This is a genomic window from Streptomyces filamentosus, assembly GCF_014654895.1.
GTDB lineage: Bacteria > Actinomycetota > Actinomycetes > Streptomycetales > Streptomycetaceae > Streptomyces > Streptomyces filamentosus.
In genome coordinates, this window is the sequence record NZ_BNBE01000002.1 from 821,263 (window position 1) to 838,303 (window position 17,041).

12 protein-coding genes are annotated in these 17,041 nt (G+C 78.1%); 5 read left to right on the forward strand and 7 right to left on the reverse strand.

Annotated elements, in window-relative coordinates; all coding sequences use genetic code 11:
• Positions 1-40: 40 nt before the first annotated feature.
• The 3 genes from IE326_RS22630 to IE326_RS22640 all read right to left on the reverse strand — a co-directional run bounded on the left by IE326_RS22630 (position 41) and on the right by IE326_RS22640 (position 2,503).
• Positions 41-691 carry an alpha/beta fold hydrolase gene (locus IE326_RS22630; protein WP_190042800.1) on the reverse strand — a complete coding sequence of 217 codons (651 nt, stop codon included), beginning with the start codon at positions 689-691 and terminating at the stop codon, positions 41-43.
• Positions 692-851: 160 nt separating this feature from the next.
• Positions 852-2,279, reverse strand: a complete 1,428-nt coding sequence (locus IE326_RS22635) for a cryptochrome/photolyase family protein (protein ID WP_190043472.1) — start codon at positions 2,277-2,279, stop codon at positions 852-854.
• Between the two features lie 26 nt (positions 2,280-2,305).
• Positions 2,306-2,503, reverse strand: coding sequence for a hypothetical protein (locus IE326_RS22640; protein ID WP_190042801.1), 198 nt, complete (start codon positions 2,501-2,503; stop codon positions 2,306-2,308).
• 165 nt (positions 2,504-2,668) lie between these two features.
• Here IE326_RS22640 and bdeA point away from each other — a divergent pair, with 165 nt between their 5' ends.
• Both bdeA and IE326_RS41555 read left to right on the forward strand, forming a co-directional pair.
• Complete coding sequence (bdeA, locus tag IE326_RS22645; RefSeq protein WP_150226575.1) at positions 2,669-3,535, forward strand: bis(hydroxyethyl) terephthalate hydrolase; 867 nt, start codon at positions 2,669-2,671, stop codon at positions 3,533-3,535.
• A gap of 105 nt (positions 3,536-3,640) precedes the next feature.
• The gene (locus IE326_RS41555) at positions 3,641-6,307 is read left to right on the forward strand and encodes a helix-turn-helix transcriptional regulator (RefSeq protein WP_190042803.1); all 2,667 of its coding nucleotides are present in this window, start codon (positions 3,641-3,643) and stop codon (positions 6,305-6,307) included.
• Between the two features lie 27 nt (positions 6,308-6,334).
• Here IE326_RS41555 and IE326_RS22655 read toward each other — a convergent pair whose 3' ends face one another.
• A complete protein-coding gene (locus tag IE326_RS22655; protein WP_190042804.1) occupies positions 6,335-8,026 on the reverse strand; it encodes a CAP domain-containing protein in 1,692 nt (563 codons plus the stop codon).
• A gap of 166 nt (positions 8,027-8,192) precedes the next feature.
• On the opposite strand from IE326_RS22655, the gene IE326_RS22660 reads away from it, so the two are divergent.
• Complete coding sequence (locus IE326_RS22660) at positions 8,193-9,182, forward strand: serine hydrolase domain-containing protein (protein WP_190042805.1); 990 nt, start codon at positions 8,193-8,195, stop codon at positions 9,180-9,182.
• 24 nt (positions 9,183-9,206) lie between these two features.
• On the opposite strand, the gene IE326_RS22665 is transcribed toward IE326_RS22660, so the two are convergent.
• Positions 9,207-10,415 (reverse strand): MFS transporter, encoded by a 1,209-nt coding sequence (locus tag IE326_RS22665; protein WP_190043473.1) that lies wholly within the window; start codon positions 10,413-10,415, stop codon positions 9,207-9,209.
• A 198-nt stretch (positions 10,416-10,613) separates the two neighbouring features.
• Positions 10,614-11,261 (reverse strand): hypothetical protein, encoded by a 648-nt coding sequence (locus IE326_RS22670; protein ID WP_190042806.1) that lies wholly within the window; start codon positions 11,259-11,261, stop codon positions 10,614-10,616.
• Positions 11,262-11,511: 250 nt separating this feature from the next.
• On the opposite strand from IE326_RS22670, the gene IE326_RS22675 reads away from it, so the two are divergent.
• Entirely contained in the window at positions 11,512-13,008 is a 1,497-nt protein-coding gene (locus tag IE326_RS22675) for an outer membrane protein assembly factor BamB family protein (RefSeq protein ID WP_190042807.1), read from the forward strand.
• A 128-nt stretch (positions 13,009-13,136) separates the two neighbouring features.
• Complete coding sequence (locus IE326_RS22680; RefSeq protein ID WP_150226581.1) at positions 13,137-14,168, forward strand: LacI family DNA-binding transcriptional regulator; 1,032 nt, start codon at positions 13,137-13,139, stop codon at positions 14,166-14,168.
• 7 nt (positions 14,169-14,175) lie between these two features.
• On the opposite strand, the gene IE326_RS22685 is transcribed toward IE326_RS22680, so the two are convergent.
• Positions 14,176-16,977 (reverse strand): glycosyl hydrolase, encoded by a 2,802-nt coding sequence (locus IE326_RS22685; protein ID WP_190042808.1) that lies wholly within the window; start codon positions 16,975-16,977, stop codon positions 14,176-14,178.
• Positions 16,978-17,041 lie beyond the last annotated feature (64 nt).

Genomic DNA, 17,041 nt, shown 5'->3' on the forward strand with positions numbered 1-17,041 from the left:
GGCCGGTGCGGAGGGCACTTCCCGGGCGGGCGGCGGGCCGTCAGGCCGGGGGCGCCGCCAGGACGTCCAGGGCCAGTCCGGCGGCGCGCCGGTGCCACAGGCGGGCCCCGCGCAGCATGGCGTGCCCGCCGGCCGGCATGGGGATGCCGGTCGCGTCGGCGCCGGCCTCCCGGGCCCGGCGGACGAAGGCCCAGGAGTCGCGCGCGGCGGTGACCCGGTCCGTCTCGTCGTGGAGCAGGTGGAGCCGGCGGCCCGCAAGGTGGGCGACGGGCTCGCCCGGCGGGCACCAGGGCGCGAGGGCCACCACGCCCCGGACGGCGGGGTCCCCGGCGGCGGCGAGCGCCGCCCGGCCGCCCATGGAGTGGCCCACGAGGACGACCGGCAGCTCCCCGAAGCGGGCCCGCAGCGCGGCGAGCGCGGCCCCGGCGTCCCGGGCGGCGTCGGCGCGCTCGCCGTTCCAGCCGCGGTGCCGGTAGCGGGCCTCGGCGACGAGGACCCGGCGCCCGCGCGCCGCCCGCCGCACGGCCCGGGCGAAGGGCCGCATCCGCAGCGCGGGCAGGTTGAGCAGCGGCGGGGCCTCCAGCCCGTCCTCCCGCCCGCCGTGCAGCAGCAGGACGATGCCGGCCGGGGCCCGCGTCCCGGACCTCAGCACCGGCGCGGGGGACGCGGAGGTCCGGGTTTCTGCGGGCATCGCTCCTCCTGCGGCCGGACGTCGGTGGGGTCCGCAGTCTGTCACGGGAGCCGGACGGGACGGCGGACGGGCCCCGGGTGCACGGGACGGCGGAGGGGCCTGGGGCGGACGGGCCCCGGGCGGAGGCGTCCCGTCCCCGGGGCGGGTCCTTCCGGGGCCGTCAGTCCGTGCCACGGGCCTGCCGGAAGCGGGCGAGGCCGTCGTCGAGGCCGACCAGGGGGTCGGGGTAGTCGTACGCGGCGCGGTCCGGGCCCTTCAGCCGCCACGGTTCGTGGACGGCGGGCCCGGCGAGCCCGGCCAGTTCCGGGACCCAGCGACGCACGTACGTCCCGTCGGGGTCGTGGCGCAGGGCCTGGCGGACGGGGTTGAGGACCCGGTTGGGGCGGGTGTCCGTGCCGGTGCCGGCCACCCACTGCCAGTTCAGCTGGTTCTCGGCGACGTCCCCGTCTGCCAGGAGCGCCAGGAAGTGCCGGGCCCCCTCGCGCCAGTCGACGTAGAGCGTCTTGGTGAGGAAGGAGGCCGTGACGAGCCGGGCCCGGTTGTGCATCCACCCCTCGTGGGCGAGCTGCCGCATCCCCGCGTCCACGAGGGGATAGCCGGTCCGGCCCTCGCGCCAGGCCCGCAGGTCGGCCTCCGCCTCATCGCCGCGCCGCCACCGGTCGTGGCGGGGCCGGTAGTCCTCGCGGACCGCGTCCGGGCGGGCGGCGAGCACCTGCCGGTGGAAGTCGCGCCAGCACACCTGGCGCACGAAGGCCGCCGCGCCGGGCCCGGCCTCCTCCCCCGCGCGGCCCGCGCGGACCCGGTGGACCAGCTCCACCGGGGACAGCGCGCCGAAGTGGAGGTACGGCGAGAGGCGGGAGGTGCCGTCGCCCGCCCGGTCGTCCAGGACGTCGTGGCGGTCCTCGTACGCGCCGAGGTGGCGGGACGTCCAGCTCCGCAGCCGCCGGCGCGCCTCGGTCTCGCCCCCGGCCGCGAGCCCCGCCGACACCCCGGGCACGTCGGCGCGCGAGGGCAGCGGGTCGGAGCGCAGGTCCTCGGGGACGCGGACGGTGCGCGGGGCGGGCAGCGGGGCGCGCACCGGCCGCTCGGACCAGCGCCGGAAGTACGGGGTGAAGACCGCGAAGTGGTCCGAGCCCTGGGGGACGACGTCGCCGGGCGGCACGACGGAGTCGACGCCGTCGTGGACGTAGAGCCGGCGGCCGTCCTCCTCCAGGGCGCGCCGCAGCCGGGTCTCCCGGGCGCGGGCGAAGCCGGTGCAGCCCGCCGCCGTGTGCACCTCGTCCGCGTCCGCTTCCCGGGCGATCCGGCACGTCTCGGCGACCGTGTCCCCGGTGCGCACGACCAGTCGGCCGCCGCGCTCCCGCAGGGAGCGGTCCAGGTCGGCGAGGCAGTCGGCGAGGAACGCGAGCCGGTTGGGCGCGGTGAACCCGGCCCGGTCCACGGCCGGGTCCCGGACGAAGACGGGCACGACCTCGTCGGCGGCCCCGCAGGCCGCGCGCAGCGGCGGATGGTCGTGGACCCGGAGGTCGGCGGTGAGGAGCACGACGGCGGTGCGGCCCCGCCGCCGGGCGGGGGCGGGACCCTTCACGGCGGCGCGGGCGGGGGCGGGATCGTTCACGGCGGCGGTTCGCTTCCGGACGGGACGCACGGCGTCCTGCTGGACGGGACGGGGCGGGTCCCCGCCGTCCGGACGAGGAGCACCGTCCGGACGAGGAGGGTCGCCGGGACGACGCGGGCCTTCCGGACGACGGGCGTCGTCCGGAAGGCCCGCGCGGCCCCGGGGACCGGCATCGCCCGGACGACGGGACCCACCGTCCCCTCCTTCCGTCCGGCGGGCCCGCCCGGATGCGCGGGACCGGTGATTGTGCCGATGACGCCGCCGCGCGCCGCGCCCACAGTGGCGGGGCCACCCCACGGCAACCGGCCGCGCCCTCCCCACGGGACGGCCGTACCACGACACGAGAGGACGACTTCGTCGTGAAGCGATACCTTGCCGCGGCCTCCGCCGTCGCCGCCGGCCTCGCGCTGCTCCTCGCCCCGGGCGCGGGAGCCGCGGCCGGCAACCCGTACGAGCGGGGCCCCGCGCCGACCCAGGCGAGCGTGGAGGCCCTGCGCGGTCCGTACGCGGTCGCGGAGACCTCCGTCTCCTCCCTCGCCGCCACCGGTTTCGGCGGCGGCACCATCTACTACCCGACGAGCACCGCCGACGGGACCTTCGGGGCGGTGGCGGTCTCCCCCGGCTTCACCGCCACGCAGTCCTCGGTGGCCTGGCTGGGGCCGCGGCTGGCCTCGCAGGGCTTCGTCGTCTTCGTCATCGACACGCTGACCACGCTGGACCAGCCGGACAGCCGGGGCCGCCAGCTGCTCGCCGCGCTCGACCACCTCACGCAGAAGAGCCCGGTCCGCGGCCGGGTGGACGCCTCGCGGCTCGCGGTGATGGGCCACTCGATGGGCGGCGGCGGCACGCTGGAGGCGGCGAAGAGCCGGCCGTCGCTGAAGGCGGCGGTGCCGCTCACCGGCTGGAACACGGACAAGACCTGGCCCGAGATCAGCACGCCGACGCTGGTCATCGGCGCGGACGGCGACACGATCGCGCCCGTCGCCACCCACTCGGAGCCCTTCTACGAGAGCCTTCCGGCCGGCCTGGACAAGGCGTACCTGGAGCTGAACGGCGCCACCCACTTCACGCCCAACACGTCGAACACGACCATCGCGAAGTACAGCCTCTCGTGGCTGAAGCGGTTCGTCGACGACGACGTCCGGTACGAGCAGTTCCTCTGCCCGCTGCCGCGGCCCGGTCTGACGATCGACGAGTACCGGGGCAGCTGCCCGCTGGGCTCCTGACGCCCTGTGCGCGGGCCCAGTCCGGCGTACGGGGGTCTGGGCGCCGGCCCAGACCCCCGTACGGCTCCGTTCCCGTCCCCGGCGGGGCTCGTTAGCGTGGCGGGCGTGACCTCCGGCACCGGACCGCCCGCACCGTACGGCAGGGACCGCGAACTCGCCCTCCTCGCAGGGCTGTTGCACGCGGCCGGGCCGGACGGGGGCGAGCGGGTGGTGTGCGTGGCCGGCGGCCCCGGCGAGGGCCGGTCCGGACTGCTGGCCCGGGCCGCCCGGGACTTCCCCGGCCCGGCGCACCTGGTCGGCGCGCCGGGCCGGCGGGTGCCGTGGAGCGGGACGCGGGCGCTCCTCGCCGCCCTGGCCCCGTCCGGCGCGGCGGCCCGGCGGGCGGGCCGGCTCGCCCGGGGTCCCGGCGGGGTCGCGGCGGCGCTCGCCGCCGTCCTTCCCGGGCGGGGCCCGGTGCTGCTCTGCCTCGACGACCTCCCGCTGTGGGACGCCCACTCGCGCGCCGCGCTGGCCGCGCACTGGCGGGCGCCGGATCCGCGCGGGGCGGCGGCCCGGGTCCGCTGGCTCGTGGCGGCGGCGCCGGGCCGGCCGCTGCCCGTCCCCGAGCGGGCGCCGCTGGTGCGCCTGGAGCGCCTCGCCCGGCCGGCCGCCCGCGCCCTGCTGGCAGGCCCGGACGGCCGGCGCGTCGGCGGGGCCGTCGCCGAACGGCTCCTCGACGAGGCGGCCGGGCACCCGGGCGTCCTCGCCGAGGCCGTCCGCCGGCTCCCGCCCGCCGTGCTCGCCGGAACGGCGCCCGCGCCGGTGCGGCTGGTGGGCGACGACACCCTCGCGGCGGTGTACGGCGGCCTGCTCGGCGCCCTCCCGGCGGACGGCCGCCGGCTGCTGGGCGTGGTGGCACGGGCCTGCGGCACGCCGGACGGCCCGTACGAGCCGGACGGTCCGTGTGCGGCGGACCCGCCGGACGATGTCCGGGAGGAGGCGTACCGGACCGAGGTGGGCACGGCACTGGCCCTCGCCCGCGCCCTGCGGGTGCCGGTGGAGGCGCTGGACGGGCTGGTGGCGGCCGGGCTGCTCCGGCGCCGGGGCGACGAACTCGCCTTCCCCGACCCGTTCCTGCGCCGCGCGGCGGGACTGCTCGGAGCCGTACGCGAGGAGGGGGCGAAGCCGGGCGGGTGCGCGGTCCCCGCGGGGACCGCGGAGCCGGGCGGGCACCCCGCCGAACCCACCGGTCCGGCGCTCCGCGGCCCCTCCCTCCCCGCGCTCCCCTCCCTGCCTTCCCTCCCCGACGCCCGGCACGAGCGGCACCGGGCGGACCGGCTCGGGCCTCCGCCGGCCGTGCGGGCCCGGTCGGGGGCGGCGCGGGGGCGGGAGCTGCTGGCGCGGGGGTTCGCGGCGCTCGCGGGCGGGCCGGTCATGGACGCCCACGAGTCGTTCGCGCAGGCGGCGAAGGCGCTCGGGGAGCGGTGCCCGGCCGAGGCGGCGGACGCGCGGTTCCTCGCGATGGAGGCCGCGTGGGCGGCGGGGGACGTCGGCGCCTGCCTCGCCGCGCTCGACCTGGCACCGGCGGCCCGGGGCACCGAGCGGGCCTTCGCCGAGGGGCTGCGCGCGGCGCTCACGATCCGCCCGGACCGGGCCCGCACCCCCCTGGCCCGGGTGGTCGCGGGGGGCGCGGGCCGCGAGGAGCCCCGGCTGCTGCTGCGGGCGGGGGCAGCCGCGCTGGTGCTCGGGGACGTCGCCGCGGCGGCCCGGCTGCACGGCCGGGCGCTGGCGCGGGCGCGGGCCGAGCGGCGGGCCTCCCTGCTGCCCCGGATCCTCGAACACCTGGCGTACGCGGAGCTGCGGGCCGGGCGGTACTCCCGGGCGGGGCACGCCGCCCGGGAGGGGCTGCGCGCGGCGCGGGCCACCGGCCAGCACAACTCCGCCGCCCACCAGCACGCGGTCCTGGCCCTGGTGGCCTCGGTGACGGGCGACGGGCCGGCCGCCGCCGGGCACGCGGAGCGGGCGCTGGCGATCGGGCGGCCGCACGGCCTCGCCCAGGCGGTGACGCTCGCCGAGTGGGCGCTGGCGCGGGCGGACTCCGGTGCCGGACTGGCCGAGCGGGCCGCCGCACGCCTCGCGCCGCTCGTCGGCCCCGGCCCGCGCGGCGGGCACTTCGCGCTCCGGATGCTGGCCGTGCCCTGCTTCGTGGAGGCGGCGGTGGCCTCGGGGCAGGAGGCGGAGGCGCGGGCGGCGACGGAGGAGTACGCGCGGTGGGCGGCGTACGGGCTCGACCGGCCGGCCCCGGCCCAGCTGGCCCGCTGCCGCGCCCTGCTGGCGCCCCGCGGCGAGGAGGCGCGCCGCTGGTTCGGCGAGGCGCTGCGGTGCCACGAGGAGAGCGGCAACGACTTCGAGCGGGCCCGGACGCTCTTCGCGTACGGCGTCCGGCTGCGGCGCCTGCGGCGGCCCGGCGAGGCGCGGGGCCCTCTGCGGGACGCGCTGGTCGCCTTCGAGCGGGCCGCCGCCGAGGGGTGGGCCCGGCAGGCCCGGGCGGAGCTCCGCGCGACGGGCGCGGCCGGCGGCCGGGCGCCGGAGCCCGCCGCCCTCGCCTCGCTCACCCCGCAGCAGCAGCGGATCGCACGGCTGGTCGCGGACGGCGCCACGAACCGGGAGGTCGCGGCGCGCCTGTCGCTCAGCCCCCGGACGGTCGACCACCACCTGCGCGGGGTCTACGCCCGCCTCCAGCTCCGCTCCCGGGTGGAGCTGTCGGCCCTGGTCGCGGAGGCCCGGGGCTGACCGGGCGGGCGGTCGGCGGACGGAGGGTCAGCGGGCGCCGAAGACCTGGGTCCAGTAGGGGCCGCCGTCGGTGTGGACGCCGACGCCGATCTCCTTGAAGGAGCAGTTGAGGATGTTCGCGCGGTGGCCCGGGCTGTTCATCCACCCCTCCATGACCTGCTCGGCGGTGGTCTGGCCCATCGCGATGTTCTCGCCGTACGTGGACCACGGGTATCCGGCGGCGGTGACCCGCTCCCCCGGGCCGTCGCCGTCGGGGTTGGTGTGGTCGAAGAAGTCGCGGGCCGCCATGTCGTCGGAGTGGCCCTGGGCGGCGCGCGCGAGGGTGGCGTTCGCGGTGACCGGGCCGCAGCCGGCCTTGGCGCGCTCGGCGTTGACGAGGGCGACCACCTGGTCGGCCGTCGTGCCCTGCCCGGTGTCGTGCTGCGTGCCGGCGCCCGTGCCCCCGCCGGTGCCGGCGGTCGGTTCGGCGGTCGTCGGTGCGGGCTTCGGGGCGGCGGTCGTGGGGGCGGGCGCCGGGGCGGCGGTCCGCTTCGGCGGTGTGGTGGCCGGGGTGTCGACGGTGCGGTGGGGGCTGGGGGTCGCCGTGGTGGGGCGCGGGGTCGCCGTCTTCTTCCCGGCGGCGGTGGGCTTCGCGGAGGAGGGGCGTGCGGAGGGCGCGGTGGTGGAGGGGGCCGGGGCGGTGGTCGCGGGGGTGGTGGTGAGGGAGTCCGGGTCGTGGGTGAGCGGGAGGTCGGGGCCGGGGGCCGCCGCCCGGTTCGCCTCCAGGAGCTCCTCCTGGCCGCCGCGGCCGCCGTACAGGGAGAACGCCCCGCCCGTCACGGCGACGACCGCGATCCCGGCCGCGACGGCGGCCCGGCGGCGGTTCCGCTCGTCGGCCCGGCGCCGCACCCGGCGGGCCGCCCGCGTGCCGGCCCGGCCGCCGGGAGCCGGGGCCGGAGAGGCCGCCAGGGACGGGGCGGGGGTCCCGAGCTCGTACGCCCGGGTCGGCTCGTCCGCCTCCGGTACGCCGCCGGGTCCGGGCGCGCCGTACGCCTCGGGCGTGCCGTACGCCCTCGGCGCGGACCGCGGGGCGGGCACGGTGGGCCATCCGGACGCGGGGGCGGGAGCCGGGGCCGGGGCCGTGCAGGTCGCGCACCGGACGACGTGGGGGGCCAGGTGGTCCAGCGGGCCGGGGCCGGGGCGGCCGTCCCATCCGGCGGTCAGCTCGTGCAGGGCGGGGCAGCGGGGCCGCCGGGCCAGTGCGGCGGTCACCGAGCGGGCCGCCGCGCACCGGGCGCGGGCGGTCTCCACGGCCGCCGCCGTCGACTCCGGCGTCCACTGGAGCGCGGCGGCCGTCTCGTACCGGAGGACCTGGCCCTCGTCCTCCAGCGATCCGAGGGCCGCCAGGAGGGCGTCCCGCACGTCCAGCCAGCCGCCGGCGTCGGATCCCGCGGCGGCGGTGTGGGCGAGGGCGGTGTCCACGGCCAGCGCGAGGAGCCAGGGCCGGAAGCCCTCCGGCGCGGACAGGGTGTGGAGCGAGCCGTGGACGCGGCGCAGGGTGTCCTGCGTGACGGCGTCGGCGGTGACGGGGCCGGAGTCGAGGGCGCGGGACACCAGGGCGTGGACGAGCGGCCGGTGGGCGCCGAGGAGCTCGTCGCACGCCCAGGGGTCCCCGTACTGCGCCGCCCGTATCAGCTCCGTCGTCCGGTTCGTCCCGCTGTTCACCGTCGTCCTCTGCACGCCGTTCGTCCTTCTCTCGCTCGTTCCAGGAGTTCCCTGCGCCTGGGAGAGCCTGTGCCGGGGAGGGGGATAACGGAAAGAGAAGAACCGGAATCAGTGACACGGCTCACAGGAAGGACGGGCGGGGACGGGGACGGCCGTCCGGGCGGGCCCTAGGGTGGTCCGCATGGGCGGGGAACTCGGGGAACAGGGCGACGGATGGCTGGCGGGGCAGCTACGGGCGCTGACGGGAGGACGGTTCCCGGTCGCCGGGGCGGTGGTCGGGCCGGCGGGGACGGCGACGGCCTCGGTCGGGGCGGGGCTCGGCGCCGACTACGAGATCGGGTCCGTGTCCAAGGGCGTGACCGGGCTGCTGTACGCGGACGCGCTGGAGCGCGGGGAGGTGACGGCGGGGACGGCGCTCGGGGAGCTGCTGCCGCTGGGGGACGTCCCGGTGGCGGGGGTGACGCTGGGGTCGCTGGCCACGCACCGGTCGGGGCTGCCGAGGCTGCCCCCGTCGACGGGGGTCTGGCGGCGGACGTTCGCGCTGTGGCGCCACGGCGCCAACCCGTACGGGGAGGACCTCGCCGCCCTGCTCGGCCAGGCCCGCGCGGTGCGGCCGGGCCCGCCCCGGCCCCGCTACTCCAACCTGGGCTTCGAGCTGCTGGGCCACGCGCTGGCGGGCGCCGCCGGGACGACGTACGGGGAGCTGGTCGCCGGGCGGATCTCCGGGCCGCTCGGCCTGGAGCGGTTCTACCTGCCCGCGGGGCCCGGCGGGCTGCTGCCGGGCGCGCTGGCGGGGACGACCCGGCGGGGCAGGCCGCGCGAGCCGTGGACGGGCGAGGCCCTGGGGCCGGCCGGCGGGATCCGGGCCGACGTCGGCGGCATGGCGCGCCTCACCGCCGCGCTCCTCGACGGTACGGCGCCGGGCACGGCCGCGCTCGACCCCGTCGCCCCCTTCACTGCCGGCACGCGGATCGGCGCGGCCTGGATCACCCTGCGGGTCCGGGACCTGGAGATCACCCTGCACAACGGCGGCACCGGCGGCTTCCGCTCCTGGCTGGGCCTGGACCGGGCGTCCGGCACCGGGGTGGTGGTCCTGGCCGCCGCGAGCGTCTCGGTGGACCGCGCGGGCTTCGCCCTCCTCACGGAGCGGGACCGCCCCGCCCCCGCCTGACCCCCTGGGCCCGTGCGGCCGGGGTCAGGTCCGGGTGCGGGCCGCCCAGCGGACGGCCGGCCCGGTGGCGAGGGCCGTCAGGAGGAAGGCGCCGCCCAGCAGCAGCCAGCCGGCCGGGCCCCCGCCGACGAGGAGGGTCGTGACGACGAGCGGGCCGAGGGTGCGGGCCACGGGGACGCCCGCCCCGTAGAAGCCCTGGTACTGGCCGACCCGGCCGGCGGGCGCGAGGCCGAGGCCGAGCTGCCAGGAGCCGGCGGAGTGCCGCATCTCGGCGACGACGAGGAGCAGGGCGCCGAGGACCAGGACCGCGACGGCCGCACCGGCGCCGAGGCCGGGCAGGGCGGTCACCGCGAAGACCGCGCAGGCGGCGAGCATCACCGCGCCCGCGCCCCGGACGGCGCGGGCCGCCGTGTCCAGGTCGGTGACCGAGCGGGCGGCGCGGACCTGGAAGAGGGTCACGGCCGCGGTGTTGAGGACGAAGAGCGCCGAGACGGTCCAGCCGGGCGCCGCCGTCCGCTGCACGATCCACAGCGGCAGGGCGAGGCTCAGGACAGGCATCCGCAGCAGCAGCGCGTGGAGGAGGGTGAGCAGCACGTAGGGGCGGTCGCGCAGCACGGTGCCGCCGGGGGCGCGTCCGGCGCCGGCCCCGGGGGCGGGGGCCGGGGCGGGGAGCCGGCCGAGCAGCAGCGCGCAGAGCAGGAAGCCGGCCGCGTCGAGGGCGAGGACCGCGAGGTAGGCGCGGCGCGTGCCCGCGTGCAGGGCGAGGCCGCCGAGGGCCGCGCCGACGGCGAGCCCGGCGTTCGAGGCGGCCTGGAGGCGGGCGAGGACGGCGGTGCGGGCGGCGGGAGCGACCGTCCCGGCGAGGAGGGCCTGCCGGGCGGCGGCCAGGCCGCTCTGCGCGGAGGCGTAGAGGGTGGCGGCGGCGAGGAAGGCCGGGAAGGAGGCGATGAGGAGGAAGGAGGCGACCGCCGCGGCCGTCGCGAGCGCGAGGAGCACGGAGGTCCCGCGCGGTCCGCGCCGGTCGGCGAGCGTCCCCAGCGGGACCCCGGCGAGCGAGCCCACGGCCCAGGCGACCGCGAGCCCGGCCCCGACCTGCGCGGCGGAGAGCCCGACGACGCCGGTGAAGTAGAGGGCCGAGGTCACGTAGAAGGCTCCGTCGCCGACGGAGTTGCTCAGCTGGGCGAGGAGGAGGACGCGGGGCGCGGCGGGGCCGGCGGGCGCGGTCGACCCCATCGGCTCTGTCGGTGCGATCGGTTCCCTCGGTACGGCAGGTGCGGGCGCCGAGATCGGTACGGCGGGTCCGGACGCCGAGATCGGTACGGCGAGGGGGTCCGCCGGAGAAGTGTTCGCCATGGGCACGACGGTACGGAGAGGTGGCCCGTGCTTCCTGGTCCATTGACGGGTCGTCGGAGCGGGCCACTTGAGGGCCCGTCAGCGGCCGTACACGTCCCGGCACAGCTCCGCCGCCCCCATGGGCGCCTCGATCCTCGCCGCCTCGCGGCACAGGCTCCGCATCTCGGGCACCTGCCCGTCCGCCGGCCGCGGCGCGGGCACGCGGGCGGGAGCGGCGGCGCGGGTGCGGGACGGGGAGGACGTCCGTGGCGTCGTACGGGGCCGCGGCGCGCGGGCCTCCGGAGCGCGGGACCCCGCCTCCCGGTTCTCCGCCCGGGACTTCGGCGCACGGACGGTGGCGCCGCCGCTCCCCGGGGTCCCGCGCCCGCCCGGCTGCGGTGACGAAGCCGCGTCGGCCCGGGGCCGCACGGGGACGGAAGCGGGCCCCGGCTCCCGTGCGCCTCCCCCTTCCCCCTCCTCCGTGTCCGCCAGCTCCTCCCGGGGCTCGGCCTCCACCGGCCGCTCCGGCAGTGCCGAGGGCGGTCGCCGGTCGGCGGGCGCGAAGGCGGGCGGCGCGGTCTCCGGAGCCGCCGGGCGGGACGGCGCCGGAGGCTGCGGAAGGGCCGTGCAGCCGCCGGCCAGGAGGGCGGCGAGCAGCGGGAGGGCGATGCGGCGGGCGTTCATGGCGGCCACGCTGCCGCAGGCGGGCGGCGCCGGGGAGCCGGTCCGGGCCGCGACCACCGCCACGGGTGAACGGCGCGGCCCGGGGGCGACGGGCGGAACCGCGCCGGGTCGGACCTGCGCCGCGCGCGGACACCCGTCCCGCTCCGCACCCCCGGGGGCGCGGGATCCGCCGGACGCCCACGGGTCACCCGGGCCCGCCGTGCGGTGATCCACCCGAGCGCCCCGCCGTCCGGGCGCCGCCGCTATGCTACGAGCAAAACAGAACTAGGTTCTAGAAAAGCTCTCCGCCGGCCGGCGATCCTCAGGGGGACCCATGTCGTACACGCCGCCGCCCTGGCCCCAGCCGGGGCGGGCGCCCGCGCCGCGCCGCCGTTCGCGGCGCGACCTCGGGCTGACCGCGCTCGCCGCGGGGCTCGCGCTGCTGGTCGCGGGGGTGGCCGGGGCGGGGTGGCACGAGTACCGGGCGGGGCGCGCGCCCGCGGCGGACGCGCGCGGGGCCTCCCCCGCGACGACGGCGCCCATCCCGTCCGTCCGGCCCGGCCCCCGCACGCCCGAGCCGGTCCGCGTCCCCGGCGCCCGGGAGCTCGCCGACGCCCGGCGTCCCGGCGAGGCCGCCGCGTGGATCGCCGACGACCGCACCGACCTGCCCCGGCGCAGCGTCCCGGTCCAGCGCCCCTGGATCGTCGGCGACACCGTCGTCCAGGCGCTCTACCGCGAGGTCACCGCCTACCGCCTCTCGGACGGCGCCGAGGTGTGGAACCTGACCCTGCCCACCCCGGTCTGCGAGGCGCCGGCGAACCCGGCACCGGACGGCCGGATCGTCCTCGTCCTCAGCACCGGCACGGCGCAGCGCGGCACCCGCTGCGACCGCTTCCAGATGGTCGACCTGCGGACCGGGAAGCCGGGCTGGAAGCGGGAGCTGCTGGGGACGGACCCCCGGGACGAGCCCGCCTTCATCGTGCACACCGCGATCAGCGGCGACACCCTCGCGGTGGCCAGGAACCTGCGGGCGACCGCGTTCCGCGTGTCGGACGGCACCCGGCTCTTCGAGATCCCGAAGGAGGACCCGGGCGGCTGCCGCCCGGACAAGGTGGCGGGCGGCGCCCGGCTCCTCCTCAGCTCCTCCTGTGCGATCGGCGTCGACCGCCGGGCGTCGTACTCCCAGCTCCGCGAGCTCGACCCGCGGACCGGCGCCGTGCGCTGGCGGCACCGGACGGGGGCCGGGCGGCGGGTGGAGCGGGTGGTCTCCGTCGACCCCGTGGTCTACACCTCGGTCGACAACGACCGGCTCACCGACGACTGGCGGATCGTCGCCCTCGGACCCCGCGGCGAGCTCCGCCGCACCCTGGACCCGCGCCCCAAGGGCTTCGCGCACTGCTCGGACGCCGGGATCGACGCCGGCCTCCAGCCCTGCCCCGGCATCGTCGTCGGCCACGGACTCGTCCACGTCGGCGGCACGGACCGGGTCGGCGCCTACGACCTCGCGACCGGAAAGCTCCTCTGGGGCGTCCGGGGGAACGACGGCAGGACGCTGACCCCGGTCGGCTCCGACTCCGCGGCGGGCACGGTCGTGTACGAGTCGGCCACCCCCGGCCTCCCGGGCCGCACCTTCGTCCTCGGCCGGTCGGGAGCCGGCGGGGAGAAGGTGCTGCTGCGTCACCCGGCGGCGGCGGCCGGGGCCGAGTACAGCGCGAAGGGCGGGACCGTCCTCCGCACCGGCGGGCGGATCGTCCTGGCGCCGTCGCACGTCAGCGGCGACGACGCCCTGCGGCAGCCCCGGATCCTCTCCTTCGCCCCCGCGCCGGACTGAACGGGAACGGCTCCCGAGAGCGCTCTCAGGCCGTCCACCCGTACGGATATCCTGACCCCCGCAACCTCACGCGGTCCGGCCGGGCAGCCGCCCGCTCCCCCGGACCGGAGCAGATGAAGGGGGCCCACGTGGCCGAGCAGACGACGGGGGCCCGCCCGACCCTGGAGGCCGTCGCGGCCCTCGCGGGCGTGTCACGGGCGACCGCCTCCCGGGTCGTCAACGGCGGCGCGGGGGTGCGCGCGCCGCTGGTCGACCGGGTCCGGCAGGCGGTCGAGGAGCTCGGGTACGTGCCGAACCTCGCGGCCCGCACCCTGGTCACCCGGCGCAACGACGCCGTGGCCGTGGTCATCGCGGAGCCGGAGTTCCGCATCTTCTCCGACCCCTTCTTCCAGGAGCAGGTGCGCGGCATCAGCCGTGAACTGACCGCCCACGACTCGCAGTTGGTGCTGCTCTGGGTGGAGGACCAGGGCGACCACGACCGGATCGCCCGCTATCTCGGCGGCGGTCACGTGGACGGGGCGCTCGCCTTCTCCCTCCACGACGAGGACGAGCTGGCGGCGGTGCTGCGCCGGGCGAAGATCCCGACGGTGCTCGGCGGGCGGCCGACGGACGGGATCGGCCCGGACATGCCGTACGTGGACTGCGACAACCGGGGCGGGGCGCGCGAGGCCGTCCGGCTCCTGGTCGACCGGGGCTGCCGGACCGTGGCGCACCTCGCCGGACCGCGCGACCAGACCTCGGCGGCGGACCGCGCCGACGGCTGGCGCGACGCGCTCGGAGCGCCGGACCCGGACCTGCTGTGCCAGGGCGACTTCACGGCGGAGAGCGGCGCGCGGGCGATGGCGGAGCTGCTGGAGCGGCGCCCGGACGTGGACGGGGTGTTCGCCGCCAACGACCTGATGGCGTCGGGTGCGCTGCGGGTGCTGCGGGAGCGGGGGCTGCGGGTGCCGGAGGACGTGGCCGTGGTCGGTTTCGACGACGTCGCGTCGATCGCCGAGCACACGGACCCGCCGCTGACGACGGTCCGCCAGGACATCGAGGGGATGGGCCGGCTGATGGTCCGGCTGCTCATGCGGCTGCTGAACGAGCACGGGTCCGGGGCGCCCGCCCCGGACCCGCTGATCACGCCGACGACGCTGGTGCGACGGGCGTCGGCTTAGCGCCCGCTCAGTCGAAGGGGATGACCAGGACCGAGTCCGCGGTGCCGGTCCTGACGGTCGAAGGGGCGTTGCCGATGGCGCTCCACACCTCCAGGCGGACGGTGCCGCCGCGCAGGTCGCCGAGGGTGCCGGTGGCGGACTTCAGGCCGCGGGTCTGGTCGTAGCGCTCCCAGCCGGGCACCGGGTCGGTGGCGAAGTACTGGTAGGTCTCGGTGCGTTCGAAGGTGCCGTCGCCGGTCAGGTCGTAGCCGATCCGGACCTGCTGGCCGAGACCGACGGCGGTGCCCGCGTCCACGGCGAGGCGGAAGGCGGTGGCGGCTCCCGGGGTGAGGGTGCCGGTCACGTTCCGCGCCTCGTAGACGAGCGGCTGGTACGGGGTGCCGTCGTGGTTGGCGCCGCCGGCGGAGGCGATCGTGTCGGCGCCGGCGGTGGTGTCGGTGGCGGTGGTCAGCTGGCCGCCGCTCTTGAGCCGGAAGGTGTCGCCGGTGCCCGGCTCGGGGCAGGCGGGCCCGCCGGGCTGTCCGCAGGGGATCGTGCCGGTGGTGCCCTTGCCGGTGGCGGTGGAACGGGCGGGCACGGTCAGGGACTTGCCGTCGGAGAAGGTGACGGTGATCGGCGCGGAGCCGTGGTTGTGGGCGGCGTAGGTGCGTTCGGTGCCCTTGAGGAAGACGGCGGAGGTCGGGACGGAGCCGGTGACGCTCGCGTCGGGGGCGCCGAGGGCGTCCAGGACGGTCAGCCAGTGGTAGGTGTGGGCGCGGGACTCGCCCGCCTCCGGCGTGTAGGCGCCGCCGACGGCGTCGAAGCGGCCCTTGGCGCGGGCCGGTTCGGCGAGCGACTCGAACTCCCAGAGGATGTCGCGCCATTCGACGGCCGGGCCGCCGTTCTCCCGTTCCATCTCGGCGAGGTTGCGCCGGATCGCGCCCGGATAGCCGCCCATGTGCAGGGCGTTGCCCGCGGTCACCGGGAGGGTGTTGATGCCGTGGATCTCCTCGGGGTTCGCCGTCCACCAGGTGGAGTAGGCGCCGCCGCTCCCCCACACCATGCCGACGGTGTCGTGGGTGAAGGAGCCGGGGAAGACCTGCTGGTCGGCGTCGAACCAGTACTGGCCGATGGCGTCGGACTCGGTGGCGAGGAGGTGGCTGCCGAGGTCGCGCAGGGAGGTGTCGCCGGTGGCGGAGCCCCACAGGACGAGGGCGGCGCTCAGGTTGGTGGACTCGGAGGAGGACTCCTGGTTGTTGCCGGCCGCGAAGCCGGAGTGGCCGGAGGCCCAGCTGTGTCCGGCGTACACGTCGAAGCCGCGCAGGAAGGGGAAGGCGGTGTCGGTGCGGCTGGGGTTGGCGACGTCGCGGACGAGGGTCTTCACCATGCCGCCCCAGGCGGAGTCGGCGGCCCACGCCTGGTCGTACTGGGCGACGATCGCGGCGGCGTACACGTAGTAGCCGTAGTGGAAGTGGTGGTCGTTGAGCTCGGTGTCGCTGCCGTACGAGGCCGGGTAGCCGGTCAGGGTCTTCCAGGTGCGGTCGTACGAGAACTCGCTCGCGCCGCCCGCCGTGAACCACTCCTGGAGCCGGCCCTTGAGCAGGCCGAGGAGCCGGTCGCGCAGGGCGGTGTCGCCGGCCTGTTCGGCGAGCGGCACCAGCTGGGCGAGCTTGCCGAGCGCCTTGCCGGTCCAGTACGTGTCGGTGGCGCCGGAGAACGGGTCGGCGGCGTTCACCACCTCGTTCAGATAGCCGCGCAGCCGGGCCTGGTCGACGGCGCCGGAGGCGGGCAGGCCGGGCAGGACGGCGGCCTGCGGGCGACTGGTGGCGAAGGAGCGGCCCTCGCGGACCTTCATGGTGCCGCGCGGCGAGACGTACGTGTACGGGGTGAGGGCGTCCGTGGTGCGGAGCCACTGGTGGCGGTAGAGCGCCTGGAGGGTGCCGGTCTCGGTGCCCTCCTTCGCCTCGGTGGTGAGGGTGTACGTGGCGTCGGACCTGCCGCCCGGGGACGACCAGGTGACGCGGGAGCCGGTGACGAAGCTGAAGGCGTACTTCCGGAAGGTGGCCAGCGCGTCGGTGGAGGGCAGGACGGCGACGGAGAAGTAGTCCTTGCCGCCGAGTCCGGCGGTGACCGTCGTGCCGGAGACGTTCCAGTCGGTGCCGCCGGGCGAGAAGAGGGCGTAGTGGTGGCCGCCGACGGTGATGCCGAGGACGTTGCCCTGGTCGGCGAAGACGGTGGGCGGGGACGCGGTCGTGATCCGGGCGTCGCCGCCGGTGCCCCTGGCGTACACGTAGGGCAGGCCGTGGCCGATGGTGGTGCGCAGGGTGCGGGCGCCGTCGGACCAGAGGGGGGTGACGGTCCAGTCGGACCAGTCGTCGGCCCTGGCGTCGGGCGAGTTGAGCCCGGTGAGGCCGAGGGTGAGGTCGGCCTTGTGGGGGAACTCGTACTGCCGTCCGTCGCCGACGATCGCGGGCGTGGTGGGGTAGCCGATCTCCAGGCCGCCGGCGACGGCCTGGTAGGTGAGCGGATGGCCGTACATGGGGGTGGAGTACGGGTTGTCGCCGTAGCGCTGGAAGGCGAGCGAGGACCACCAGTCGTTGGTGGGGACGGGCCGGTCCTTGGCGGCGGCGGTCACCTTGGGGGTGACGGGGGTGCCGGTGTTGGTGGTGGGCCCGGAGGTCCCGGCGGGGCGGGTGTCGGAGTAACCGCCCGCGCCCACGGGGACGGTGGCGGCGGAGGCGGGACCGGCGGCGGCCGGTACGAGACCGGCGGCGGCCAGGGCGGCGGTGAGGACCAGCGACGCGGCCGGTCGGGAGCGGGGAGCTGACACGTACAGCACCTCGTTGGCTCGAAGGAGGGGGGTTCGTGGGGGTTCGTCCGTCGGCACGACGGCT